Genomic DNA, 26,051 nt, shown 5'->3' on the forward strand with positions numbered 1-26,051 from the left:
TTTTCCCTTAAATTATTTAATTATTGCTTTTATAAATTTTCTCTTTCCTATTTGCAACACATAACTTCCTGATTCAAATCTATAATTTTCATCTATAATTTTTTGCTTATCTATTTTTACCCCCCCTCCTTGGATATCTCGCCTTGCTTGAGAAGTCGAGGAGCAAAGCCCTGCAAGCTTGAGCAACTCACAAATCCAAATACCACTCTGAAACTCCATTTCAGGGATATCTGATGGGGTATCATCTTTTGAAAAGACAGCATCAAACTCTCTTTTTGCTTCATGGGCCAAAGGCAAGCTATGGTATTTAGCAGTGATCTCTAAAGCCAAGTCTTCTTTGACCTTTTTGGGGTGGATCTCTCCGCTATCTACGCCGTTTTTGAGAGCTTCTATCTCGCTAAGACTTTTTAAACTCAAAAGATCATAATATTTCCACATCAACACATCAGAAATGCTCATTATTTTAGCATACATTGCACAATGTTTTTCGGTTACACCAATATAGTTTCCCAAACTCTTACTCATTTTATTAACCCCATCAAGCCCCTCAAGAAGCGGCACAGTCAGCACAGACTGCTCTTTTGGAAGTCCATAAGCCCTCTGGAGTGTCCTGCCAACTAAAAGATTGAATTTTTGGTCATTCCCTCCAAGCTCAATATCGCAATTGAGAGCCACTGAATCATAGCCCTGCAAAAGTGGGTAAATAAATTCGATAATACTAATCGGGCGATTTTCTTGATAACGTTTCTCAAAATCATCGCGCTCGAGCATTCTGGCTACAGAAAATTTTGAAGTCAAATGCACCAAACCACCAACACCTAGCTCATGGAGCCATTTAGAATTGAAGCAAACCTCTGTATATTTGGGATCTAAAATCTTAAAAACTTGCTCTTTATAAGTCTGTGCATTGGCTTGCACCTCCTCAGGGCTGAGCTGCTTTCTGGTTTCGCTCTTTCCGCTTGGATCGCCAATAGTGGCTGTAAAATCTCCAATCAAAAACTTCACATCTCCGCCATATCTCTGAAAAGTCGCAAGTTTCTGCAATAAAACGGTATGCCCTAAGTGCAAATCAGGGGCTGTAGGGTCAAAGCCGGCTTTGACAATGAATCGCTCCCCACTTTGATAATACTTCCCCACCAAAGAAGCGATATATTCAGCACCAATCAATTCACTCGCCCCCCTTTGGATCTCAGCCATAGCCTCTTGGACTTTTTGTGCGTTTTGAGGGCTCAAGCCCGATGGTGTTTTGCTATTCATTATATCCCCCAATTTTCATAGGCATCTTTCAAACTCGAAAACTCGATCACCTTGTATTTTCTCATGATCAAATCCTTAAATGACTTGACATCACCCAAATCAGCTTCAAACAAAACTTCACAATGCGTAGAAAACTGACTCTTATATCCCAAATATGACACCCCAATGACATTGCAGCCATTTTTTGCCAAAGTAGTCAAAAAGCTTGCCAAAGTGCCCTTTTTGTCCTCTAGGGCAACAATCACTTTGTAAGCAATTTTGTTTTTCTTGACCCACTCTACAAACACCATCGGCACGCCAGAGTGGATATCTTCGCTGACTTTCTCGCATAATTTGTGATGCACCACTGCTTTTTGCCCTGTGATTATAGCCAAAATCTCATCTCCATATTTAGGGTGGCAGCAATAGTCAAATAAAACTTCATTGATATTGCGATTTGCATAGATCACAAAATTTTCTAATTCTATCTTTTTGAGCTTGAGTAAATTCATTCGGATTTTAGCAAAAAAACTCGATTCTGTATTGAAACTTTGCTTGATTTTGTTTTTGAGTTCTTGCAAAAATCCTATGTCTTTTGTGACCTTATAAAGCGAAGTGTCAAAGCCCTTGATCGAGAGATAACGTTCAAAAGTCTTGTGATTTTTACCAAAAATAGTTGCTAGGATATTCACAGCACTTTTTTTCTCGATTTCACGGATTTGAGTTTGTCGCTGTAAGCGCAGATGGCTTTTAGCCCTAGAAGTCTTCACAGCATCGACCCAAGTGCATTTAGGCATACTTTGCTCAGCAGTCACAATCCTCACAATATCCCCACTTTTTAGTGTTTGGAGCAAGGAAACTTTTTGATTGTTGATATAAGCTTCTTTGGCATTATCACCCAAATCACTATGGATTGCATAAGCAAAATCAAGAGCCACAGCCCCCACAGGCAAGGTATAAGTATCCCCATCAGGAGAAAACACAACAATATCCTCTTGATACAAATCGTTTTTTGCTAGCTCATAAAATTCTTCAATCGTATTGTTTTGGTATTGTAAGTTATGCAGCCACTCCAAGCTAGGGGTCATGCCTCCAGTTTTGTATTTCCAATGGGCTGCGATACCATATTCAGCACTTTTATGCATATCAAAAGTCCGTATCTGCACCTCATAGACAGAAGCTTCATCAAAGATAGTCGTATGGATTGTTTGATAGCCGTTTTCCTTAGGCAGCGCGATATAATCTTTAAACCTCGCTACAATGGGCTTAAAATCCAAATGCACAATACCTAAAATCCTATAGCAATCAATAGGCGTTTTGACAATCACGCGCACAGCCAGCAAGTCCAAGATTTCATCAATACTCACGCCCTTGCGCTGCATTTTTAGATAGATCGAATAAGGGCGCTTGACCCTGCTTTCTATGCGAAAGTCAGTATCAGAAAGCCCTTGATTCAAAAACATCTTTGTGAGTTTGTCAATAAAATGATTGAGCTTGAGGGCTAAAGACTGCCTATTTTCTTTAAAAAAATTCTGGATTTTTTCATATTCTTGAGGGAAAATATAATGAAAACTCTTGTCTTCTAGTTCATTTTTGATAGAAGAAATCCCCAATCTATGGGCGATAGGAGCATATACCACTAGAGTTTCTTCAGATATACGAATACGTTTTTCTTCGTTCAATGCTTCAAGAGTGAGCATATTATGGAGTCGATCGCTGATTTTTATCACCAATGCCCTAGGGTCTTTGATCGCAGCAACGAGCATTTTTCTGAAAGAGAGTGCAGAGATGATGAGCCGTTGAGAAGAGTGGCTAGAAGCTAGCTCTTCTTTGCGGATTTCTGTGATTTTAGTGAGTGCATCCACCAAAACAGCTACATCTTCGCCAAACCCTTGCTTGATGACATTGATATCACATAAAGTATCCTCGACTACATCGTGCAAAAGTGCTGAGCAAATCATGGCTTCATCACCACCATAAAACGCCACAACACAAGCCACGCAAATAGGATGGACAACATAGGGTTCACCACTTTTTCTTTTCTGCCCATCGTGGTATTGAGTCGCAATATCTAAGGCATTGCAAATCTTTGGGCTAATCGGCGTCAAGCTCCCAAGAGTCGTGATAGCGTCTTGAGGGTCAAGAATCTTTTTTAAATTATTGAAAAATTCCAAGCTCAAACAAACCTTGAGTGTTCCACTTTAAATATTGCGCTCATCAATGCGTTCAATACTTACTTTTCCCTCAGCAATCTCTCGCATCGCAATATCAGAAAGCTTGTTTTGTCTTAGATCCATATCCACCAAAGGTTTTGCCCCTGCACTCAGCTGCTTCACGCGAGAAAACACCAAGTTAGAAAGCAAATATCTATCATCGCCTGTTTTTTCTAATGCCTTTGCTACGATTTCTTCAGTTCTCAATTCCAGTCCTTTTTTGTAGATTTTATAAATTCTATTGTTATTTTACCACAGAGCAAACACCATTGTCGCCCTTTATGATTTGGAGCAAATTCCCCTCTTTAAACATATTACACACCACAATAGGGAGTTTATTGTCCTTAGCAAGTGCGATAGCTGTATCGTCCATCACCTTGATATGATCTCTCAAAGCCTCATCATAGCTAAGAATATCAATCTTTTTAGCGTCAGGGAATTTTTGCGGGTCTTTGTCATAAACGCCATCTACTTTTGTCGCCTTGACAATCATATCTGCCCCAATCTCCACAGCTCGCAGTGTGGCTGCTGTATCTGTGGTAAAAAACGGATTCCCCGTCCCTGCCCCAAAAATCACAATCCTCTCCTTTTCAAGATGTCTGATCGCTTTCCTATAGATATAACTCTCACAAATTTCTTTGATCTCAATAGCGCTCTGCACCCGCACATCAATACCTATATGCTCAAGCGCTTCTTGCATGGCTACAGCATTGATCACAGTCGCTAGCATTCCCATATAATCCCCGCTTGTGCGTCGGATAATACCCCCTGCAGAAGCACTCACCCCTCGGATAATATTACCCCCACCAATGACAATCCCCACTTCGATATTGTTTTGTGCGAGTGATTTGATTTCTTTGGCGATATAAGCAAGGATAGAGCTATCAATCCCAAAGCCATTTTCTCCAGCGAGCGCTTCACCAGAAAATTTGACCAAAACGCGTTTCTTTTTGGCTTCCATTACAAATTCCTTCCCTGATTTTTCTAGCAGAATTGTATAAAAATCTTACTTAATATTGGATTTGTTTGAAAATAGTTTTCAAAATATCAAAAACATACCGCACTTGCTCTTGTGTGATCACATAAGGTGGCATGAAATAAATCGTATTCCCCAAAGGCCGGAGCAAAAGACCATTTTCTAGCCCCCTCTCAAAGACCTCAAGCCCCACTCTGCGCCCTGCTTGAAAACCCACCATATCCAGTGCAAAGACCATACCTTGATGGCGAATATTTTTGACAAAGGCAAATTCCCCTAACCCTTGCATTTCTTTGGCAATCATATCACTTAAAATTTTATTTTTCTCGATGACATTTTCTTGCTCAAAAATATCTAGCACTGCGTTAGCGCACGCACAGGCGAGGGCATTTCCTGTATAGCTATGGGAGTGTAAAAAAGCCTTTTGTTCTTCATAAGGGGCATAAAATTTCTCATAAATCCCATCACTTGTAACAACTACCGATAAAGGCATATACCCACCACTCAAGCCCTTAGATAAGCACAAAAAATCAGGAGTCAGCCCGCATTGCTCTAACGCAAACAAACTCCCGCTCCTCCCAAAGCCCACAGCAATCTCATCAAAAATAATATAAATCCCCCTTTCTCGGCACATTTTGCAAGCTTTTGTTATATATTCTGGGGCATACATATGCATATTCCCTGCACATTGGATCAAAGGCTCTAAAATAAATGCAGCGATATTTTGCCCCTCTTTATCTAAAATTTCTTCTAGGGCGCTCAAAGCCAAAGGAATATCTTGAATATCTTTAGGGACAGGCGTTTGCAGACATTCAATCAAAATACCCTCATAAGTGCTTTTATACAGCCCCACAGCGCCCACAGAAAGTGCCCCGATCGTTTCTCCGTGATAGGCATTGCTTAAAGAGAGGAATTTAGGGCGATTTTGCCCATCGAGCAAATGGGCGTGGTGGCTCATCTTCAAAGCCACCTCCACACAAGAAGAACCATTATCAGCATAAAAACACTTATCCAATCCCTCTGGAAGCAGCTTTATCAAGCGTTCAGAAAGACGCACGATACCCTCGTGGGTAAATCCTGCAAAAATAACATGCTCCAACACATCAATTTGTTCTTTGAGTTTGGCATTGATATAATCATTGCTATGCCCAAAGAGATTGACCCACCAACTGCTCACACAATCGATATATTCTCGCCCATCAAAATCATACAAATACACTCCCTTACCTCGCTTAATAGGGACTATTGGAAGCTTTTCGTGGTCTTTCATCTGCGTGCAAGGGTGCCAAATATTTTTTTTATCTAATTGTAATAATTCTTGAGTATCCATCATATCTCCTATTTTCTTTTGAATTTCTTCTGAAAAATAAAGCCTAATTTTAGCCATTTTTCAATATAATCACCCCAAATTCTTAGAACCAATATAATAGCTCTTTGAAGAGATGGATACTCTCTTAAAGTATTTTAGAGATTTTGGTATTTTAGAGATTTTAGATGCTAGCTGGTGCTTGCGTTGATAATTTGACTATGAGGGAATCGCCAAACTATGATAGAATGGATGCAAAAACACAAAAAATATCTTGTCATCACCATATGGGTCAGCACGATCGCTTTTATCGCTGCGGGTATGATTGGCTGGGGGCAATACAACTTTTCTATCTCAGGGGATAATGTCGCTAAAGTTGGGCAAGTCAAAATCACTGCCCAAGAGCTCGCTCAAGAATATCGCCGACTCTATGAAGCCTATGCAAGCTCTATCCCTGACTTTGATGCAGAACAAGCCAAAGCAATAGGGCTAGAACACATCGCTTTAAATTTCTTGATCAATCAAGCACTGATAAGAAACTTTGCCCTTGATTTGGGACTACGCACACAAGATAGCGAGATTATCAATGAAATCACGCACAATGAAGTATTCCAAAACAATGGTCATTTCGATGAAAATCTCTATAAAAGAATCCTTCAAGACAACCACTATCGCCCCTCAGAATTTGAAACAAATATCGCCAATGCACTCTTAATGCAAAAAATCACTGCCCTACTCCCAAACACCATCACTCCCCTAGAGCTCCAAAGTATCTCAGCAGGCTTCAAGCTCCAAGACAGACTAGAAATCGCCATTTTAGATGGCAAACACCTCAAACCCCAGATTTCTGATACACAGCTCAAGGAATTTTGGGAAAAAAATCAAGCAAAATACCAAAAACCTGCTCAGTATAAAATTGAATCCATATTTGTGAGCGCAGCCTCACAAACCTCCACCCCTGCAGAAATCCAAAACCAATACGCACAAAACAAAAGCCTCTATCTCAATGACTCAGGCGAGCTAGAAACTTTCCAAGCAGCCCAAGAAAAAGCCAAACAAGATTTACAAATGCAAAAAGCCCAAGCCCAAGCCCTCAAAGAATACATCGACCTCAAAAAAGGCAATAGCAAAAATACCCAGACCCAAAGCCTTTTAAGCACTGCAGATACCTTCTCCCCTCAAATCATGCAAGCCCTCCAACAAGCCAAAGTCAATGACACACTCAAGCCCGAAGCTTATAAAGATGGTTACATCACCATCAAGCTCATAGCCAAACAACCCCAAGAGCCTAAAAGCTTTGCAGAAGCTAAATCTGAAGCACTCAGTGAGCTTGAAACGATCGAAAAAAATAAGCTCTTAAAAATCCAAGCCCAAAACACACTCAGCACCTTTAAAGGCAAAGATATTGGCTTCATCTCGCCATCTTTTAAGGGCAAAATCGCAGGGCTTGATACCAAAGAGAGCCTTGAATTGATAGGAAAAATATTTACCGATAATCAAAAGGCAAATTTTGCTATAATTAATGGGAAAGCTGTTTTGTATAAAGTGATCGATCAAAATTTCAAAAACAAACCTGAGGAAAATGTCGCAAGTTTAATGCTAAGCACCGCAGAAAATCTCAAGACATATTATCTGGATCAGACCCTCATTGATTTGCTCAAGAAAAAATATACCATCAAACGATATTAATATGAGGAGGCTAATTTGAGTCATACAATTCTGGGGGTAGATATCGGTTCGAGCAAGATCTGCTCCATTATTGCTGAAGTAAGAGATGGTATCCCTCAAATCATCGGCACTGGCACACAAAAATCCCAAGGTATCAAGCGCGGTGAAATCGGCAATATCGAATTAGCAAGTCGAGCCATCAAGGGTTCTATCGCCGATGCCAAAAGGATGGCTGGACTTGATAATGTCAATAAGGCCATTGTATCCATTTCAGGGGCTTACACAAAAAGTATCAATAGCTCAGGTGTTGTCAATATCCCTGGTAGTGAAATCGGTATCAAAGAGATCGGTAGAGTTTTAGAAACTGCCCTTTATAATGTCAGTATTCCCTCTGAATATGAAGTGATCCATGTGTTGCCTTATAAATTCAAGCTCGATGATCAAGACTCTATCGAAGACCCTATGGGTATGTATGGTGCGAGGTTGGAGGTCTTTGTGCATATCATCACCGTGCAGCGCACTAGCTTAGAAAACCTCAAAAAATCTGTGCGGCTTGCAGGTGTAGAGATCGAAAATGTCGTGCTTTCAGCTTATGCTGCCTCGATTGCAGTTTTGAGCGATGATGAGAAAGAAATGGGTGTGGCTTGTATTGATATTGGGGGGAGCACTTGTGAGTTGATGATTTATGATGGGCATTCAATGCGATACAATGATTTTCTCAAAGTCGGCTCCCATCACATCACGATGGATCTTGCAATGGTGCTCAATACCCATATCGCTGCTGCTGAAGCAGTCAAAATCAAATATGGTAATCTCGCCCCCGCAGAAGAAAGCCCCCAACGCATTGAAGTCCCATCTATTGGCGCTGATGACACAACGCATTTCATACTTTTAGACACAGTCCAGCAAGTTATCCACTCTCGGGTTGTAGAAACTTTGAGTATCTTAGCAAAATCCCTCTCAAAAAGTGGTCTTAAAGACTCGTTGGGTGCGGGTGTTGTGCTCACTGGAGGTATGGTCAATATGATTGGTATGCGCGAAATTGCAAGTGCTATTTTCCAAAGAATGCCCATCAGAATTGCCAAGCCCATTGAAACTAATGGATTTTTTGATGATCTCAAAGACCCATCAAACTCTGTAGCAATCGGACTTATCTGGTATGGTGCAGGGAAATATACAAACTATGAAAAAGATTCTGAAAAAAATATCCGATACAAAAAGGATAAAATCAGCTCCGATCCAAGCCCTATCTACACCCACCAAAGAAATCTCATCGGTGCTGATCTGACAAATCTAAAAGAAGAAGCCACAAATAATGAGCGTAAAGCTCAAAAAAAAGATATAATTGACGATAAAGATAGCAAGGGCAATAGGGTTACAAATTTTATCACGCGTATAGCGACAAAGTATTTCTAAGAAAGGTTAAAAATGGGAAATGACAATTTGAATATCGATATACAGGAAGTCCATACCACAGGTGGTGCGAGGATCGTAGCCGTAGGTGTGGGTGGGGGAGGCTCCAATATGATAGCCCATTTGATCGCTTCTGGCACACACAAAGACATCACGCTTGCTGCTGCCAACACTGATTTACAGCATTTGCAAAGCTCGCCTGCAGAGCTCAAAATCAAGCTCGGAGAAAAGCTCACAAAAGGCTTGGGTGCGGGTATGTTGCCTGAAGTGGGAATGCAAGCAGCGCAAGAAAGCTTTGAAGCTATCAAAGAAATCCTTAGTGGCTCTGATATCGTATTCATCTCTGCGGGTATGGGTGGAGGGACTGGGACAGGTGCTGCCCCTATCATCGCCCAAATAGCCAAGGAAGTAGGTGCGCTGACTATCTCTGTGGTGAGTAAACCCTTTAAATTTGAGGGAAGAAAACGTGCTAAAATCGCTGAAGAGGGTATCAAAGAACTCAAGAAAGTCAGCGATACGATTGTTGTTATCCCCAATGACAAACTACTCTCAGTCATATCTAAAAGTGCAGGTATCAAAGATAGCTTCAAAGAAGTCGATAACATACTCGCTAGAGCAGTCAATGGTATCTCAGGGGTGATTCTCAACCACGGAGAAAATGATATCAATGTCGATTTTGCCGATGTGCGCACAGTGATGAGCCATAAGGGGTTGGCACTGATGGGAACAGGAGAAGCTATAGGAGAAAATGCGGCCTTAGAAGCTGTCAAAAACGCTATCGAATCGCCCTTATTTGACAATCTATCTATCAATGGAGCAATGGGCGTTTTGGTGAATTTTGAGCTCAACCCACAATACCCATTGTTTGAGATCAATGAAGCAATGAGCTTGGTAGAAGAAGCTACAAGCCAAGGTGAAGCCGATATTGTATTTGGCACAATGACGGGTGCAGATTTCCCTCTTGATGAAGTGCGTGTGACCGTTATTGCCACAGGATTTGAAAAAGAAGTCATCAATAACTCCAAAGATACCTCACCCACAGAGCCCGTATCTCGCGTCCATCAAGTTTCTTTAGACGCGATAAAAATTGTCAGCAATGGTGAAGATTTCAGAGAATATAACCTCGATATCCCTACCTTTATGAGGAATCAAAAAGACTGATTTGAGAGCTATATCTCAAATCAGACCTACCCCTCTAAAACTTGTGCTCCCCTCCCCCTATTCCCCTATTCCCTTATTCTCAAAACCCTCTTACCCCCCCTTTTTTTTCTATTTCAATGATTTTTAGACTCAAAAAAAGCTTTTAAAATTTTTTCTTGCAAAAATCTATCCTTTATCGTTCAAGTAATCTATGTATCAAAAACACTCCTTTGATTTGTTATAGCAAAATATTTATATTTACTCAAGAATTTACTTAAAAAATAAAAAAATATATTATTTTGGATAAATTTGATTGATAATACCTCTCATTATTTGATATTTTATACAGACTCCTTGGGCAGGGGGATTGTGTGTTATAATTCGTAAGTTTGTAACACAAGAAAAACAAGGAGTCAATATGCAAGCTACCAAAAAAATCTTTATCACAACAGCCCTTTCTACCCTCGTAGGTATCAGCAGTGCGTGGGGATATGACTCAAGTGCTAGAGATAAATCAGGGGTGTTTGTCGGAGCAGGATTAGGGTTTTCCTCGAGCTATTATTCCCATTTGCAAGGTGTCACGACAGGCAAAGGCAGCTCAGAGCTTACATCAAAAACCAACACCCATATGCTCTATGGAATCAAAGCAGGCTACCAGCAGTATTTCAACGCCTACAACGGACTCAGAGCCTATGGCACATTTGACTACACCAGCCTCACAGCACCGATTGCAGATAAAAATAAAAACTTTAACTTCCTCAAATATAGTGTAAATATTGATTATCTTCTCAACTTCACAGACAGCCCAAGTCCGTGGGGCTTGTTTGTAGGAGTGGGGTATCAGTGGGTAGGCTCCTCTTATTTTGATGTGCTCAAAGGCCCTGCTCCCATGCCTGATGTGCGTATCTCTACAAATGGCTTTGTCATCAATGCAGGTTTTTCAAAAATCATCGACAACCACCATCGCCTAGAGCTAGGTGCAAAAACCCCATTATACAACTACTTCAAGCTAGATTTCAGCACACCAGGTATCACAGAAAAGGCCACAACACGCAACCTTGTTGATGTTTATTTTGCCTATAGCTATTCACTTTAATCACCTTTATATCTATACTTTAAACGCCTTCCCCTAAGAGTCTAAAAGCTCCCAAAAAGGGAGGGGCTATGACAAAGGGCTTTTTAGAGAATCAAACCATAGCCCCATAAGCCTCATCTGACAAAGTATCCCAAAAGCTCTTTTAAAATCTTTTCTCAAAATCCCAAAGAGTCCCACCTCTTAGACAAAGCAAAAGGAGTAAAAATGCACCATATCAAAACAACTCTTACCATCGCCCTCACTCTTTTAGGCACAAGCAGTGTATGGGGGCATGACTCAAGTGCCAAAGACCAATCAGGAGCATTTATCGGCGTGGGCGTGGGCACTATGGTAGGATATACCTCTATCTTAAAAGAAACCACGCAAGGAACTGCCATCTCTCAAAGCACCAAAAGAAAAGCCAACTCCAATCTGATGTATGGACTCCAAGCAGGCTACCAGCAGTATTTCAACGCCTACAACGGACTCAGAGCCTATGGCACATTTGATTATAGTGATTTCAGCCCTCCACTATCCACACAAACACTCCACCTACTCAAATACAGCCTCAACCTCGATTATCTCTTGAACTTTTCTGATAGCCCAAGTCCGTGGGGATTTTTTGTCGGTATGGGGTATCAATGGATACAATCCAAAGAACTCACACAAGCCAAAGAAATAGCCAAAACCACGTCTGATATGTATATCCAAAACAAGGGCTTTCTTCTCAACTTAGGCTTTTCAAAACTCATCGACAACCACAATCGCCTAGAACTAGGTATCAAAGCCCCGCTATACAATTACGCAGAAGTAGATCACAGCGATGCAGACGCGATTTATGAGAGCACAATGCGTAATATATTTGATATTTATTTTTCTTATAACTATGTGTTTTAAACACAAAACTCGCCTGCTACCAACTCCAAAATCAATTTGCCCCCCCCCTCTCTCTTGCCTCCCTTGCCCCTCGCCTTTTTGGGAGAGAGGGGGCTTACAATCAAGACTTTTAAAGCCTTTCTAGCAAAATCTATCAAAAATCAAGACTCGTATGCACAAACATCTCTAAAGGCACATCAAAAATCTGGCTCAGATTGCTCTGGCATAAAACCTCTTGCATAACCCCAAAAACATATTGGGGCGTGTGATTTTCTCGATACAGCAAAAGACATTTTGAAGCAATTTTAAAGGCGTGGTTGGGATAATGGGTATTAAAAATAATCCCTGTCCCCTCCAAAGAAAGATTTTTGAGTAAATTCAAAATCAATAGTTGGTTTTTGATATCCAAATGGGACTCAGGCTCATCAAGCACCAACAACAACGGCTTAGACACCAACGCACGAGCAAACAAAACCATCTGCAGCTCTCCCCCACTCAAAAGATGGCAATAAGAATCTGCTAGCCTTTCAATCCCAAGACGCTCACAAGCCTCTAGTGCTAGCTTGAAATGCTCCTTTTTGGGGGCTAACTTCAAAAAAGGATTGCAACCCAACACCACCATATCTAGCACCTTAATCCCTATATGCATACTTTTAGCTTGGGGCACATATGAAACCTTTTTCCAAAAATCCCTTATCAAAGCAATATCCTGCCCTAAAAGCAAGCTACGCCCTGCCCTCCACCTAAGAAGCCCCATACAGCATTTCAAAAATGTCGTCTTACCCACACCATTACAGCCAAGCACTGCTAAAATCTCACCCCTTTCAAGACCCAAAGAAATGCCATCAAGGATATTTTTCTCCCCTCTGTGATACCCTGCATTTTCGACACAAAACAAGCTCACAATCGCATTCCTTTGTTGATTTTGAGTATATAGATAAAAAATGGTGCTCCAACAAGTGCACTCAAGATAGAAACAGGGATCTCTTCAGCACTCAATGTGCGTGCAAGCAAATCAATCAACACCATAAAAATCGCTCCAAGCACCAAACTCAAAGGGATCACCTTAGCATTATTACTCCCACAAAGCAAACGCGCAATATGGGGGATCAAAAGCCCCACCCAGCCAATCAGCCCACACATTGAAACCACAAACACGACAATCAAAGTAGAAGCCCCAATAAACAACGCCCGATAACCACTCAAGCAAATTCCCAAACTCCTAGCTTCATCATCATCTAGGGCCAATATATTGAGCCGCCAACTAAACAAATAAATCAGCACACTCCCTGCGCATATCCCTATAATCCCTAGATAAATCTCGCTCAATCCACTCACCTGCAAAGACCCCAATAGCCAATAAGTGATAGCAGGCAAGACATCTTGAGGATCAGCTACATATTTTATCAACGACAAAAAACTCTGAAAAAGTGCTGAAACCACAATCCCCCCAAGCACAAGCATGATTGTCCCATACCCCTCACTCCCCCTAGCAATCAAGACAGCCAGCCCCAAAGCCAAAAAGCCAAAGCCCAAAGAAGTAGCAATCATACCGAGCTTGCCTAAGCCTAGCAACAGCCCCAATACCGCACCAAAGCTTGCTCCACTTGTAACGCCCAAAATATCAGGTGTCGCCAAAGGATTTTTAAACACCGACTGAAAGCTCGCCCCACTCGCCCCAAGCCCTAGCCCCACAAACACCCCAAGCACAATCCGAGGCAAACGCAGATTCAAAATAATCTGATTCTCCAACCCTCCTTGCATGCACTGATTTGCACCAAACCATTGCATCACAAAGCAAGCTATCTGCTCCCAACTGATTGCATACCTCCCCACTCCCAAAGAAAACACACAAAGCCCAATCAGAAAAAGCCACAAAAAAAGCATTTTTATCATCATCAATCTCAATATTTATATGCATATTTGAGCACTAGATTTCTCCCCGGCTCTACAAGTGGATTCCCCACCAAATCATTAGGATATTTCAAACTCTCCACGGTCGTGGGATTGCGCCCTATGGCATTGAAAAGATTTTCAACCCCCACAATCACTTGCATATTTTTGAGATTTGCAGATAATGAATCCAAACCCCAACCGATATAAATATCACTCATCGCATATGACTTTGTCGGACGCTCTTGTGCTGGGTCAATCCTGCCTTTGAATTTACCCAAATAGGCGCGTTCGACAAACCTAAAAAACCAATTTCTCGCATAATATTCCACCGACACCCTCCCATAAAGTGGCGCGATATATTTATAAGGTCTGTTGTGTGTGACATCTTGCCCATAGGTATAAGTCGCACTATATGAGAGCTGCAAACGACTATCCAAAAATAAATGCTTGCCCTCTAGCTCAGCACCTGCGATATAAACTTGTCCGATGTTTTCATAGCGATTGGCATTGCCTGCTTGCGTTGTTGTTGTCGTGATGAGATCGGTATAATAAGTGAAATACCCCGTGAGCGCGACCCAATGGTTGGGATTATGCATACGAAAGCTAATCTCTGCTGTGTCAGAATATTCGGGCTTGAGTGTTGGATTGGGTATGGTTTCTAGCCCTAAGCTCCCTGCTACACTTGAATTCATGCGAGCACCTGCACTAGCAACACGGAAGTTATGGCTGAGATTAATGGCATTGCTAAAAAGTTCATTAAAAAAATACACCGAGCCCAAAGCCCCTGTGAGCGCACCATTATTGATTGTGCTGTTTGCATCAAGGATTTTAGACACTACAGCAGTTTCTGTGGAGAAATGCGGGTGTTTGGCAATGGTCGTGAGCACATAATCCCCCCGAATTGAGCCTGAGAGTATCCAAGACTCTAAAGCCGTCCAATCATCTTTGATAAACACGCCAATATCTGTAAATGTAGAGGGGCGATAGAGAGTTTTTATCACATTGCTAGCAGTAGCCCTTTGGGGTTTATAGACTTTGACTTGTGGGCTTATCTCTGTGTAAAAATCAGCTCCATAAGCAAGGGAGTGTGTCCCTAATTTCTTATCAGCTGCTACCCTACCCCCAACAATATAGCTATTGATGACAGGTTGGAGTGTGCCAGAAACATCATTATAAATATTTGTGTCATATTTCCTTACATACACATAAGAATCCAACTTATCAGCAAAGCCCATATCATAGGCCTCTGCGCCAAGGCGTAAATAAGTTTCTGTGAGGGGGTCTTCTCGCATATTTGTATAAGGATAGCCCGGGGCAGCGCCTAGCCCTCCTGCGCGTCTTGAGATGATGTTTTCATATCGCCCTTGCGCATAAAATCTCACAGAATTTGTATGGGTATAGCCGATATTAAAATCCCCGCCATAGGTCTGAAAACTGCTATTTTTAGCAATACCAATGGGTGTGACATAGTCTTTGCCTCCTTTAGCATTTGCCCCAATGAGTATATCCCAGCCATCACCCCCACCAACAAGCTCCAAACGCCCACCAACATAGCTATTCACACTAGCAAAATCCAAAGCCCTGATTTTAGCATCCAAACTAAAAGGGGCGTGGATATCGCCATAAAACCTGCGACTCCTTAAGTTGATAATCCCGTTCATTGCATCAGAACCCCAAAGTGAAGACGCAGGGCCACGGATCACTTCGATGGATTCTAAAGAGTTGGGGTCAAAAGTATTGAACTCCAAAGTATTGCGCCCTCGGATACGCACACCATCAAGCAAGACAACAGAGCGGCTGTCATTAGAGTTCATACCACGCACGCTCATCTGCCCATTGATACCACCCGATCGCGAATACGCCAAACCAGGCACACTCTCTAAAAGGCTTTGTATGCCCCCTGTGCTGATATTTTGCAATATTTGCTTTTGAGAAATCACGCTGATACTCTTGCTCTGCTCTTCTAAGGGGAGCTCTGACATACTTGCTTGTGTGACAATCTTTTCTAGAGAGTAAGCTTGTTTTTGAGTATTTTCATTGTCTGAAGATGTTTCTTGAGCATAAATAATTGCTACAATCAGAGATATAACTATCAATGCTTTCATATATATCCTTTTTTTGTTCTTAGATAAAATATTTCACTTTAATATCTGTATGAGATGAATGAAGTGCGACATCGTAGTTAAAAATTACTTAAATATTTATTAATAACAATAATTAATATTATTTTAATAATCTTTCCATTAAAATGCCTCCCTTTTCAAAAATCAACTATTCGGACAAGTCAATGCCACAAAATATTTCTATCGCTTATTTGGATTCACAGGGCTATGATGAAAAAAATGGACTTTATAACCATTTTTTATACGCACCGCACCTAGAATACTTCGATATTTACAAACGCCTTGAAAAGGGAGATTTGAACGCCTTTGATGCTGCGATTATCCCTACTAGTATCGATGAAATCCATCTATGTAAACACCAATCCATCATCAAAGATTTTCTCTCAAAAAGAAAAGTCATCGTCTCTTTTGCCCAGAATTTCCTCCCTTGGTTAGTGGGGAATCAGTTTTATATCCCTAGCGAAGTCCCTATCAAAGACAGAGAGGTCTTGATCTGCAAACACAAGATTTTTGAGGGGGTGCGTGAGTATGACTTGAATTATCGCCGCGGGGTCAAGGGGTTTTTCAATCGTGGTTATTTTAACCCACCACCTCAAGCGCAAATTATCCTCAAAGACAATCAAGACCGATGTGTCGCTTATATCGATCGCACTTCAAGCAATGGCGTGATACTCAGCACTGCTGGGGCTGATCTGCTAGGCTTTGGTATCTTTGATACCAACACATCTCGCAAAATGGGCGTAGCCCTGATTTTATGGATTCAAGAAGAAGTCCAAAAGCTAAAGGAAGACTATGGAGCTTAACAACGCAATCATCACAGGGGGCAGCTGCTACCATCAAAAATTTTTCACCAACAAAAACAATAAATATGCTAACTTTTTCAACACACGCATTTATGTGCCTGAATTGAAAAATTGGGATTTGAATCGCTTTGATTATGTCGTGATTGCCTCAAGGGTCAATGCTGATTTTTTGCTCGAATCTACTTTTTTATTCCAAGATTACCTTGCAAATGGCGGTAATCTCGTTATCTTTGGAGAGATGTCTAAGCCTTATATCCAAGGGATACGATGGCGTGAATATCCCACAAACTTCTGGTGGTGGGTCTTTGAGGGCTCTGATTTGCCCTTATACGCCCAAGACCCAAACCACCCCTTATTCCAAAAAATATCGCCCGAAGACGCTAAATGGCACTACCACGGGGTTTTCTACCCACCTGAGGGGAGTGAAAATATCTTAGTCAATGAACTAGGAGAAAGTATCATCTACAAGGACAATGTGAGCTTTGCAGGCTCGCTTTATGTCACTTCACTCGATCCAGATTTTCATTTTGGCTTTGGCTTCATGCCCAAAACGGAGTTTTTCTTTGACCAATTCATGCAATGGATACACGAAGATATCGTGCAGTCCAAAAACAAGGGGTGATGATGCGATTTTTTATTTTGTTTGCGTTATTGATAGGCTTTAGCAGCGCTATGAGTGTCAAGGATTCTTTAGGCAAGACCATCAATATCCAAGGCAAGGTTGATAAAATCTCTGTAGTTGGTGGGATGTGGCCCTTGCCCTCTATCATTATCTTGCTTGATGGCACGCCCAATCGCTTGATCCAAATCCCAAAAGCCAGCACCAATGCCCTCAAAACCTCCGTTTTAGCAAGCTTTTATCCCAAAATACTCACAATCCATAATGGCAACACAGACAATATCGAAGAAATTTTGCGTGCCAAACCCGATGTCACCTTTTGCCATCAAGCCAACAAAAAGCTCTGCGACGCCCTAAATACCATAGGCATACCCACCATAACGCTCTCAGTCAATATCAGCAACTATAATTATAAGCTCACATTAAAAAATTGGCTAGAAATCATCGGAAAAGTCTTGGGCAAAGAAGCCCTAGCCCAAAAAATCATTGATAAAAACGAAGCCACAGAATCCCAAATCCACCAAATCTTGCAATCTGTCCCAAAAAGACCCAAAGCCCTCATATTGCACCGATACGAGGGAAATGAAATCATCGCTGATGGGCTGTTTGCGAATTATTTGCTCCAAGCCTCAGGGGCACAAAACATATTCCCAAGCTTTAAAGCCAACAGAAAAGTGAGCTTAGAAGAAATATATGCACTCAATCCAGAAGTCATCTATATCACCAACTTCACCCAAGCAATGCCCCAGGATATCCTAGAATCCAAGCTCTGGAGTGGTATTGAAGCTGTCAAAAATAAACGCGTTTATAAAATCCCACTAGGGACTTACCGATGGTTTGCTCCCTCTGCAGAATTCTCGGTGTTTTTGAAATGGCTAGCTAAGCACAATCACCCCAAAACCTTTGCTGGCATTGATATTTCTAAAGAACTTTATGAGCATTTCAAGGAATTTTATTCATTGCAATTAGACCAGAGTCAAATCGAGCAAATCCTCCACCCAAGCAAAGAGGCAGGAATCCTCCAATGACCCCCTCGCCTTTTAAGACACAAACTTTTAAGACACAAGGGCAGTCTATTGGGATTGATTTACCTAGCCCAACAACACAAAAATAAAATGTAAGAGAAAATATCAAAACAAGAGAGCAAAATAAGACTTGGAGCTACATTTTAAGGACTTGTAGCTCCGAAAATGACATAAAATGAAAAAAATAAAACCCAATAGAGATAGTTTGTTTTAGGAATAGTTAGATATATGAATTGATGGTGCGGAAGAGAGGACTTGAACCTCCATACCTTGCGGCGCCAGATCCTAAGTCTGGTGCGTCTACCAATTTCGCCACTTCCGCATTGAATCCTCTATCTTGCGTATCCAACCAAGTGTCTATAAAATTATTTATCAATAAATAGCAAACAAACACTCTAAATCTTGATGGACTCAAATAGAGATAAAATAGTCAAATGAAGCCGTATTCTATCGCTATAATCTTTAAAAACAACTGAAAAATAGGGGATTGCAACAATCTTTAAATCCCAACAAGCTCCCAAAACACAACAAACCCAACAAATAAATCCAATCAAGCAATCCCAAAAATAACCCCTCCCCTTTTTTCTCATTTTGCCATTTTTTTATTTTTTATGGTCTAAAAATCAAATTATCCCGCATAAAAACAACATACAAAGACTTAGGGAATAAAATTTGCAGGCAGCTTGGGGCAGAGAAAATTTTTGAACTCAGTGAATTTTTAAACTTTAGTCAAATTTTTTGGACTGAGTGAAATTTTGGATTGAGTCAAAGTTTTCGGATTTATGTGTATCACATTATATTTTGGATATTGTTTCAAAACACATTTTAAGATTTATCAGTAAGGAATATCTGTGCCTAGTCATATTGTTGAGCGTAAGAAAATTTATAACCCCAATTCCACAGAGGGGGTCAATGACCGCAGAATATTTGGTGGGAATCCCACAAGTATGTTCGATCTCAATAAAATCAAATACCAATGGGCTTACAACCTCTGGAAGCTGATGTTAGCCAATACTTGGTTCCCTGAAGAAATCAATATGAATCCCGATAAGCGCGATTATAATGGCGGACTCACCCCGCAAGAAAAAGCGGGCTATGACAGAGCTTTAGCGCAGCTCATTTTTATGGATAGCCTCCAAACCAACAATCTCATCGATAATGTCAATCCCTATATCACAAGCCCAGAGATCAACCTCATCTTAGTGCGTCAAGCCTATGAAGAAGCCCTGCACTCTCAAAGCTATGCAGTGATGGTGGAGTCTATCTCTGCTAATACTGATGAAATCTATGATATGTGGCGGAGTGATATGCAACTTCGGAGCAAAAACGACCATATCGCCAATGTCTATTTAGAACTTGCTCAAAACCCCACAGAGAGAAATCTCCTCAAAGCAATGTTTGCCAATCAGATTTTAGAGGGGATTTATTTTTATAGTGGGTTTAGCTTCTTTTATACGCTCGCACGCAGTGGGAAAATGCTAGGGTCTGCACAGATGATTCGCTTTATCCAGCGCGATGAAGTCACGCATTTGGTGTTGTTCCAAAATATGATCAACTCCCTCAAAAGCGAGCGCCCTGATCTTTTCACCAAAGACTTAGAAGAAGAAGTCATCGAAATGTTTAAAAAAGCTGTAGAAATCGAATCTCTCTGGGGAGAATACATCACACAAGGGCAGATTTTAGGCTTGACTGCTGATATTATCCATCAATACATCTGCCATTTGGCTGATGATAGGCTCTCAAAAGTAGGACTCCCCAAGCTCTATCATGTGACCCACCCGATCAAATGGGTCGATCAGTTTGCTAGTTTCAATGACCAAAAGACTAACTTTTTTGAAGCCAAAGTGACCAACTACGCCAAAGGGAGTGTGAATTTTGATGATTTCTAGACAATTATGTGCCTTGCAGCTTAAGACCAAGCAAGATTTCGCCTCTAACCTCTCAGCAGTCGCTGCCCTTGTCCAAAAGACAGCCCTTGATGCAATCATCTTGACACCTGAGGTGGTTTTTACAGGCTTTTGCTATCAGCGTATGGAAGAGGCCAGTGAGTTTTCTAAGCGAGCTACTGAGAGTCTTTTAGCCATTTCAAGAGATCGAAGTATCATCACTACGATGATAGAAAAAAATGGCAATCATTTTTTCAATAATCTCAAAGTGTTCCATAAAGGCGAGGTGATACACAAGCAAAGTAAGTGCAAGTTATTTTTGCTTGGTGAAGAACATTTGCATTTTAGTGCTGGAGATGTTGAAGAGATCGTGCCGTTTTTTATCGATGGGATCGCTTGTGGAGCATTGAATTGCTTTGAGTTGCGATTTATCACATTATGGCAGAGAGTCCATCAAGCAGAGATTATATTTGTCCCTGCCCAATGGGCAAAGGCAAGGAAAGATCACTATGAAACGCTCTCTAAAGCCCTAGCCATCACTTCAGAGAGCTTTGTTGTTGCTAGCAATAGTGCCAATGACCAAATGGCAAAAGGCAGCGGGATCATCACTCCCTATGGTCTGGTATATCGCAATGACAAAAAAGAGTTAGTCACGCTCAATGCCGATTTGAGCGAGGTGGGGAAAATGAGAAAATATATTTATATGGCTTGAGGTGATGTGTGTATAAGATCAAAAGCTATTTGATGTGCGATGAAATCGCCAAACAATTCCCTCTCAAAGAAAATATCCGCAAAGCAATATCTGAGATCGATAGAGAGCTTTTTGTGCCCTATTCCCTCAAACATCTGGCCTATAACCTCGAAGCCCTCCCAATGGGCGCAGACCAATGGATCAGCTCCCCACTCACCGTGGCAAAAATGACACAATATCTCAAGCCAGAGGGGGCTGATAGCGTCTTAGAGATAGGCTGTGGGAGTGGGTATCAAGCGATGGTGCTCTCCAAGCTCTTTCGCCGCGTGTTTTCTATTGAGCGAATTGAAAAACTCCTTTTAGAGGCAAAAGAACGATTCAGAAAAATCGGTGTGAGTAATATCAACACCAAGCTAGATGATGGACAAAAGGGCTGGGGGGCGTTTGGCCCTTATGATAGAATCTTATTTTCTGCTTATCTTAAAACTATCCCCCCTGCTATCATCGACCAGCTCGAAGAAGGGGGCGTGCTCGTAGCGCCAGTCTTAGAGGGAGGGGTGCAGATGATCCAACGTTTTTATAAGAAAAATAACCAATTGAGTGCCCCTGAAACCCTTGAAAAATGCTTATTTGTGCCTGTGATGGATGGCTTGAAACGCTAATGGATTGGAGTTATTTAGCTTTTAGTCCAGACAATCTCTTGTATTTCTTCCTCACACCACACAGATGGGATAATAGCGTTTTTATTGTCATACTTTTAGGCTGGGGGATTTTTGGTCTGTGTAAGCTTGATAAGCCTTGTGCAGATGGATTCAAAACGCTATCTTTCAATGTCTTGACTCTAGTGATTTTGCTTGCTTTGGGGGTTGTATTGGGGGGCTTTTATAAAGGATTGTTTCAGTTTTGGCTGATGGGGGTTGTGACCTTGATGGTGCTTTTGGCCTTACTGGATGCTAAATTATTGAGCGTGCCTGATTGGATAAATTTTGGAGTTTTTTTCCTTGTGATTTTAGGCAGTGTGTTTTTTGAGGGCTATGCGTGGCTATTTTCTAGTAAATTCATAGGTGGGCTGGCTTTAGCAGGCTTGTTTGCGATATTGCGAATCTTTGGAGATATGATAGCTAGACGCGAGGTGCTTGGCGAGGGAGATATTGTCTTTGTGGCTTCTAGTGGGTTTTTATTTGGGATACAAGATGCTTTGATTGGGGTGTTTTGGGGTTGTGTGCTTGGCGTGGTTTGGGCGATGATTTTAAGACTCAAGGGCAAGAAATCTTATCAAATCCCTTTGATTACCTTTATTGTTTTGGGACTATGCGTGGGCTTTTTTAGAGGTTTATGATGATCAAAAAATATATTTTCTTGGCTATTTCACAGATTTTTTTCCCATTTTTTTTGGTGCTGTTTTTTATCGCCTCTGTTGTGCTACTCATTGGGATTGCTGGGGTTACACTTGTTGTGAAAATGGGATTTTTGGATCTTTTGGTTTTGTTTTTGTATTCACTGCCAGGGACTATCTTTTTTATCATACCGATTACTTTTTTTGCCTCTTGTGTCTTGGGACTCTCAAGGCTCTCTTATGATTATGAATTGCTCGTATTTTTCTCTCTGGGCGTTTCCCCTAAAAATATCGTAAAAATCTTTGTCCCCATCACTTTGCTTGTGAGCTTGGTGCTGCTGATGTTTTCTTTAGTGATGATCCCCTTATCTAAAAGCGCGTATTCTGATTTTGTCGCAGAGAAAAAAAGTAAGGTTGATATCAATATCAGACCCGGTGAATTTGGACAAAAGCTCGGAGATTGGCTAGTGTATGTCGATAAAGCCCATCACAACGACTATGAAGGGCTAGTCTTGTTCTCAAGCGATGGGCTTTCAAAAGAGAGTTTTATCGTCGCTCAAAGTGGCGCAGTGAGTAATGATAAAGGGATTTTTGAACTCAAGCTCTATAATGGCGATGCGTATTTTGCAGAAAATAAAGAAATCAAAAAAATTGATTTTAAGCAAATGAGCCTTAAAAACGAAACGGGGGCTTTGAAACTGAGTTCTTATGATTTGATTGATTATTGGCAGAGTGCTTTTAAGGGCGATTCTTCACAATCTAGGCGCTTAGCGCAAGCAATCCTTACTTCGATTTTCCCATTGGTGAGTATTTTTCTGATCCCTTTATTTGGTATCTCCAACCCACGATTCCATAAAAATATGTCTTATGTGTATATCCTTGCTGGGACGGGGATTTATTTTTTAATCATGCATATCATGAGTCAAAATGCGCCTTTTTGGGGGATTGGCTTGCTGCCTTTGGTGTGGCTTTTGGGGTCGTATTGGCTTTACAGACATTTTATTTTTAGATTTTACTGATGAAACGACTCAAAGCAGTGATTGCCTATGATGGGAGTGTATTTAGCGGGTTTGCTAGGCAGAGGCGAGCAGGGATCATGAGCGTAACAGAAGCTATCGAATCTGTGCTCAAAAATATTGGCATTGATGATACAATCATCGGAGCAGGACGCACAGACAAAGGCGTGCACGCTAGTGGGCAAGTCATTTCATTTAAGGCTTTGACACAGATAAAAACAGACAAAATCCGCTCATTACTCAACCAAAAACTCTACCCACATATTTACATCAAAAATCTCCAAGAAGTCCCCCTAGATTTCCACCCCCGATTTGACGCAAAAGCTAGGGGATACCGCTATATCTTTGGGAGTCAGTTTATCAATCCTTTTATCTCCAAATACATCTCTCAAGAAAAATTTGGCGATACAATGCGTATACAAGAAGCTTTGAAGCTCTTTGTGGGGGTGCATCATTTTGGATATTTCAAAAAGCAAGGCAGTCCCACCAAAAGCGATGTGCGCGAGATTTTATCTGCTAGAATCTATCCCCATAAGATATTTTCTCAGACCTATCAAGTCATCTATTTAGAAGGCAGAGGGTTTTTGCGCTCACAAGTGCGGCTGATGGTTGGAATCATTTTGGCTTACTCTAGGGGTGAAGTGCGTTTAGAAGATATCACACTGCAGCTAGAGGGGCAAAAAAGGGTCTTTAGCTGTCCTGTAAGCCCCAATGGTCTGTATTTATGCCGAGTCGTGTATTAATGTGCGGATATATGGTAATTTAAAGCTCGATATACTATAATCACACTGCCTGAATGATTCGTGTTTCTTAATTTTGCGAGTTCGTTAGATAAGTATTTTAAAGACTGATTGTAGCAGTCTTTGTGTGTTCGGTATTTTCGCTTGCAGCCCTTAGGGTGAGAATCTGCCGCCTAATAAGGCTCTCTTGGTCTATTTGTAGCTTTTTTGAGCTGCGCATATATGTAGCGGTCATTTGGGTAAAAATAAAAATGGAAATATGATGGAACAAAAGATCTTAGTCATAGGGAGTGGTGGCAGAGAGTATGCGATCGGAAAGAAGCTGCTTGAAGATACGCGCATACAAAAGGTTTATTTTTGCCCTGGAAATGGTGGGACAGCACTCATTGGTGAAAATATCATCTGTCAAGAAAATAAAGATATCATTGATTTTGTCCAAAGCCATCAGATAGATCTTGTGATTATAGGGCCTGAAACGCCGCTTGTAGAGGGCTTGGCCGATGTCTTGAGTCAAGCGGGAATCAAAGTCTTTGGTCCAAGCAAAAAGGCCGCACAGCTAGAGGGCTCTAAAGCCTTTATGAAAGATTTTGTTTCTCGCTTCAAAATCCCCACAGCAGCCTATATCCAGACTTCTGATTTACAAAAAGCACAAGATTTCATCGCCACACTCACCCCTCCTATCGTCCTCAAAGCCGATGGATTGTGTGCGGGCAAGGGCGTTATCATCGCTTCTAGCAAAGACGAAGCCCTCAAAGCCCTTCAAGAAATGCTAAAAGGTGAGAGCTTTGGTGAAGCAGGGAAATGCGTGGTGATTGAAGAGTTTTTGGAGGGTTATGAACTCTCTGTCTTTGCTCTTTGTGATGGCAGTGAATTTGTGCTGCTGCCTGCTTGCCAAGATCACAAACGACTCTTAAATGGCGATCAAGGTCCTAATACAGGTGGTATGGGAGCTTATACTCCCACGCCCTTGTGTGATAGCGCACTAGAACAAAAGATAAAAGACAAAATCATCGCCCCCACGCTCAAAGGAATGCTCCAAGAGGGCAATCCCTTTATGGGCGTGCTGTTTGCTGGCGTGATGGTTGTAGAAAAAGATGGTGTGCTAGAGCCTTATTTGCTTGAATTCAATGTGCGTTTTGGCGATCCTGAATGCGAGGTTTTGCTCCCATTGCTTAAAACTCCCTTGCTAGATCTGTGCTATGGGGTGATTGAACATCGTTTGCGCACTTTAAAGGTGGAGTTTTTTGATGGGTTTTGTTTGGGAGTTGTGCTTGTAAGCAAGGATTATCCCTATACCCAATCACAGCCCCAAATCATCCATATCACCCCAACTCCCACCCCTAATGCACATCTGGTTTTTGCTGGAGTGAGCAAGACAAAAGAGGGGCTTGTGAGCTCTGGAGGGCGCGTGTTGCTGTGTGTGGGAAGAGGTGAGAGCTTGAAGGCTGCGCAAAAACACGCTTATGGCCTCATCAAGCAAGTCGCATTTGAAGGTATGGCATATCGTGATGATATTGGATATAGGGCTTTGGAATATCTATGAATTGGTCAGATGAGAAAATAGAGGCATTATTATTCCGTGAGGATTTACACATCGCTTCTTTTTCCCATCGTGCGGGAGCTTTTTTGTTTGATATTTTTTTAGTTCTTGGGCTGACTTGGTCGTATTTGAGTGTGTTTTATCCCCATCTTGCCACGCTTAATACAATAGAAGCTAAGATTTTTTGGATACAAAGATTTGTATTTTTTTATTTTATATTGTTTATTTTATATGACTTTTTTTTGATGTTTTTTTTTGGTTCTACATTAGGCAAGGTGATATTCAAGCTCCGAGTTCTCTCACTTGCTAGCTTGGATAGACCGAGTCTGAAGATACTTTTAGCACGGTCTTTGATGAAAACTTTGGGAGAAATAGCCTTTTTTTTGCCTTTTATTTTTGTCTTTGATGATAGATTCTTGCGTGCAGTCTATGATAAATTCTTAAAAACTATTGTTGTTTCAAGTGGATAGGGT

At 41.3% G+C, this 26,051-nt stretch carries 24 protein-coding genes and 1 tRNA gene; 16 read left to right on the top strand and 9 right to left on the bottom strand.

The features are described 5' to 3' along the window. Nucleotides 1-12: 12 nt before the first annotated feature. From tyrS to BKH46_RS01245, 5 genes are read right to left on the bottom strand one after another with little or no spacing between them, the layout of a single operon-like run. A complete protein-coding gene (gene tyrS / locus BKH46_RS01225) occupies nt 13-1,257 on the bottom strand; it encodes a tyrosine--tRNA ligase (protein ID WP_095224990.1) in 1,245 nt (414 codons plus the stop codon). After that, nucleotides 1,257-3,410, bottom strand: a complete 2,154-nt coding sequence (locus BKH46_RS01230; protein ID WP_095225041.1) for a RelA/SpoT family protein — start codon at nt 3,408-3,410, stop codon at nt 1,257-1,259. The genes tyrS and BKH46_RS01230 overlap by 1 nt, the downstream gene beginning before the upstream one ends. 27 nt (nt 3,411-3,437) lie before the next feature. Further along, complete coding sequence (locus tag BKH46_RS01235; RefSeq protein WP_095224991.1) at nt 3,438-3,656, bottom strand: DNA-directed RNA polymerase subunit omega; 219 nt, start codon at nt 3,654-3,656, stop codon at nt 3,438-3,440. A gap of 37 nt (nt 3,657-3,693) precedes the next feature. Further along, on the bottom strand, nt 3,694-4,410 hold the full coding sequence (gene pyrH / locus BKH46_RS01240) for a UMP kinase (protein ID WP_095224992.1): 717 nt from the start codon (nt 4,408-4,410) through the stop codon (nt 3,694-3,696). Between the two features lie 49 nt (nt 4,411-4,459). Continuing rightward, complete coding sequence (locus BKH46_RS01245; RefSeq protein ID WP_095224993.1) at nt 4,460-5,755, bottom strand: adenosylmethionine--8-amino-7-oxononanoate transaminase; 1,296 nt, start codon at nt 5,753-5,755, stop codon at nt 4,460-4,462. Nucleotides 5,756-5,971: 216 nt separating this feature from the next. Here BKH46_RS01245 and BKH46_RS01250 point away from each other — a divergent pair, with 216 nt between their 5' ends. From BKH46_RS01250 to BKH46_RS01270, 5 genes are all read left to right on the top strand, one after another. Further along, nucleotides 5,972-7,420, top strand: a complete 1,449-nt coding sequence (locus BKH46_RS01250) for a peptidylprolyl isomerase (protein ID WP_095224994.1) — start codon at nt 5,972-5,974, stop codon at nt 7,418-7,420. A gap of 15 nt (nt 7,421-7,435) precedes the next feature. After that, on the top strand, nt 7,436-8,815 hold the full coding sequence (ftsA, locus tag BKH46_RS01255) for a cell division protein FtsA (RefSeq protein ID WP_095224995.1): 1,380 nt from the start codon (nt 7,436-7,438) through the stop codon (nt 8,813-8,815). A 12-nt stretch (nt 8,816-8,827) separates the two neighbouring features. Beyond that, the gene (gene ftsZ / locus BKH46_RS01260; protein WP_095224996.1) at nt 8,828-9,973 is read left to right on the top strand and encodes a cell division protein FtsZ; all 1,146 of its coding nucleotides are present in this window, start codon (nt 8,828-8,830) and stop codon (nt 9,971-9,973) included. A gap of 397 nt (nt 9,974-10,370) precedes the next feature. Continuing rightward, nucleotides 10,371-11,048, top strand: a complete 678-nt coding sequence (locus tag BKH46_RS01265; RefSeq protein WP_095224997.1) for an outer membrane beta-barrel protein — start codon at nt 10,371-10,373, stop codon at nt 11,046-11,048. Between the two features lie 204 nt (nt 11,049-11,252). Next, the gene (locus BKH46_RS01270; RefSeq protein ID WP_095224998.1) at nt 11,253-11,924 is read left to right on the top strand and encodes an outer membrane beta-barrel protein; all 672 of its coding nucleotides are present in this window, start codon (nt 11,253-11,255) and stop codon (nt 11,922-11,924) included. A gap of 133 nt (nt 11,925-12,057) precedes the next feature. Here the strand turns inward: BKH46_RS01270 and BKH46_RS01275 are convergent, their stop codons facing one another. Genes BKH46_RS01275 through BKH46_RS01285 form a run of 3 tightly spaced genes read right to left on the bottom strand, consistent with a single transcriptional unit; the run spans nt 12,058 to nt 15,904 of the window. Then, nucleotides 12,058-12,807, bottom strand: coding sequence for an ABC transporter ATP-binding protein (locus tag BKH46_RS01275; RefSeq protein WP_253248266.1), 750 nt, complete (start codon nt 12,805-12,807; stop codon nt 12,058-12,060). Then, a complete protein-coding gene (locus BKH46_RS01280) occupies nt 12,804-13,802 on the bottom strand; it encodes an iron ABC transporter permease (RefSeq protein ID WP_095224999.1) in 999 nt (332 codons plus the stop codon). The genes BKH46_RS01275 and BKH46_RS01280 overlap by 4 nt, the downstream gene beginning before the upstream one ends. A 5-nt stretch (nt 13,803-13,807) precedes the next feature. Next, entirely contained in the window at nt 13,808-15,904 is a 2,097-nt protein-coding gene (locus BKH46_RS01285; RefSeq protein WP_095225000.1) for a TonB-dependent receptor, read from the bottom strand. A 182-nt stretch (nt 15,905-16,086) separates the two neighbouring features. Here BKH46_RS01285 and BKH46_RS01290 point away from each other — a divergent pair, with 182 nt between their 5' ends. Genes BKH46_RS01290 through BKH46_RS01300 form a run of 3 tightly spaced genes read left to right on the top strand, consistent with a single transcriptional unit; the run spans nt 16,087 to nt 18,372 of the window. After that, entirely contained in the window at nt 16,087-16,725 is a 639-nt protein-coding gene (locus BKH46_RS01290) for an aspartate/tyrosine/aromatic aminotransferase (protein ID WP_095225001.1), read from the top strand. Then, complete coding sequence (locus tag BKH46_RS01295; protein WP_095225002.1) at nt 16,715-17,347, top strand: hypothetical protein; 633 nt, start codon at nt 16,715-16,717, stop codon at nt 17,345-17,347. Before BKH46_RS01290 ends, BKH46_RS01295 begins: the two co-directional genes overlap by 11 nt. Before the next feature lie 2 nt (nt 17,348-17,349). Further along, nucleotides 17,350-18,372, top strand: a complete 1,023-nt coding sequence (locus tag BKH46_RS01300; protein ID WP_172402515.1) for an ABC transporter substrate-binding protein — start codon at nt 17,350-17,352, stop codon at nt 18,370-18,372. A gap of 234 nt (nt 18,373-18,606) precedes the next feature. Here the strand turns inward: BKH46_RS01300 and BKH46_RS01305 are convergent. Continuing rightward, a tRNA-Leu gene (locus tag BKH46_RS01305) sits at nt 18,607-18,691 on the bottom strand. A 541-nt stretch (nt 18,692-19,232) separates the two neighbouring features. Here BKH46_RS01305 and BKH46_RS01310 point away from each other — a divergent pair. From BKH46_RS01310 to BKH46_RS01345, 8 genes are all read left to right on the top strand, one after another. Beyond that, on the top strand, nt 19,233-20,258 hold the full coding sequence (locus BKH46_RS01310) for a ribonucleotide-diphosphate reductase subunit beta (protein ID WP_095225043.1): 1,026 nt from the start codon (nt 19,233-19,235) through the stop codon (nt 20,256-20,258). Further along, nucleotides 20,248-20,967: a carbon-nitrogen hydrolase family protein gene (locus tag BKH46_RS01315; RefSeq protein WP_095225004.1), complete on the top strand. Its 720-nt coding sequence runs from the start codon at nt 20,248-20,250 to the stop codon at nt 20,965-20,967. The genes BKH46_RS01310 and BKH46_RS01315 overlap by 11 nt, the downstream gene beginning before the upstream one ends. Nucleotides 20,968-20,975: 8 nt before the next feature. Next, entirely contained in the window at nt 20,976-21,608 is a 633-nt protein-coding gene (locus BKH46_RS01320) for a protein-L-isoaspartate(D-aspartate) O-methyltransferase (protein WP_095225005.1), read from the top strand. Continuing rightward, nucleotides 21,608-22,285: a prepilin peptidase gene (locus BKH46_RS01325; RefSeq protein WP_172402516.1), complete on the top strand. Its 678-nt coding sequence runs from the start codon at nt 21,608-21,610 to the stop codon at nt 22,283-22,285. Before BKH46_RS01320 ends, BKH46_RS01325 begins: the two co-directional genes overlap by 1 nt. Further along, complete coding sequence (locus BKH46_RS01330) at nt 22,285-23,301, top strand: LptF/LptG family permease (RefSeq protein ID WP_095225007.1); 1,017 nt, start codon at nt 22,285-22,287, stop codon at nt 23,299-23,301. Before BKH46_RS01325 ends, BKH46_RS01330 begins: the two co-directional genes overlap by 1 nt. Next, nucleotides 23,301-24,041 carry a tRNA pseudouridine(38-40) synthase TruA gene (gene truA, locus BKH46_RS01335; protein WP_095225008.1) on the top strand — a complete coding sequence of 247 codons (741 nt, stop codon included), beginning with the start codon at nt 23,301-23,303 and terminating at the stop codon, nt 24,039-24,041. Before BKH46_RS01330 ends, truA begins: the two co-directional genes overlap by 1 nt. Nucleotides 24,042-24,300: 259 nt before the next feature. After that, entirely contained in the window at nt 24,301-25,581 is a 1,281-nt protein-coding gene (gene purD / locus BKH46_RS01340; protein WP_095225009.1) for a phosphoribosylamine--glycine ligase, read from the top strand. Continuing rightward, nucleotides 25,578-26,048, top strand: coding sequence for an RDD family protein (locus BKH46_RS01345; RefSeq protein ID WP_095225010.1), 471 nt, complete (start codon nt 25,578-25,580; stop codon nt 26,046-26,048). Before purD ends, BKH46_RS01345 begins: the two co-directional genes overlap by 4 nt. Nucleotides 26,049-26,051 lie beyond the last annotated feature (3 nt).

This window comes from Helicobacter sp. 12S02634-8 (genome assembly GCF_002272865.1).
In the GTDB taxonomy this organism is placed as follows: Bacteria; Campylobacterota; Campylobacteria; order Campylobacterales; family Helicobacteraceae; genus Helicobacter_J.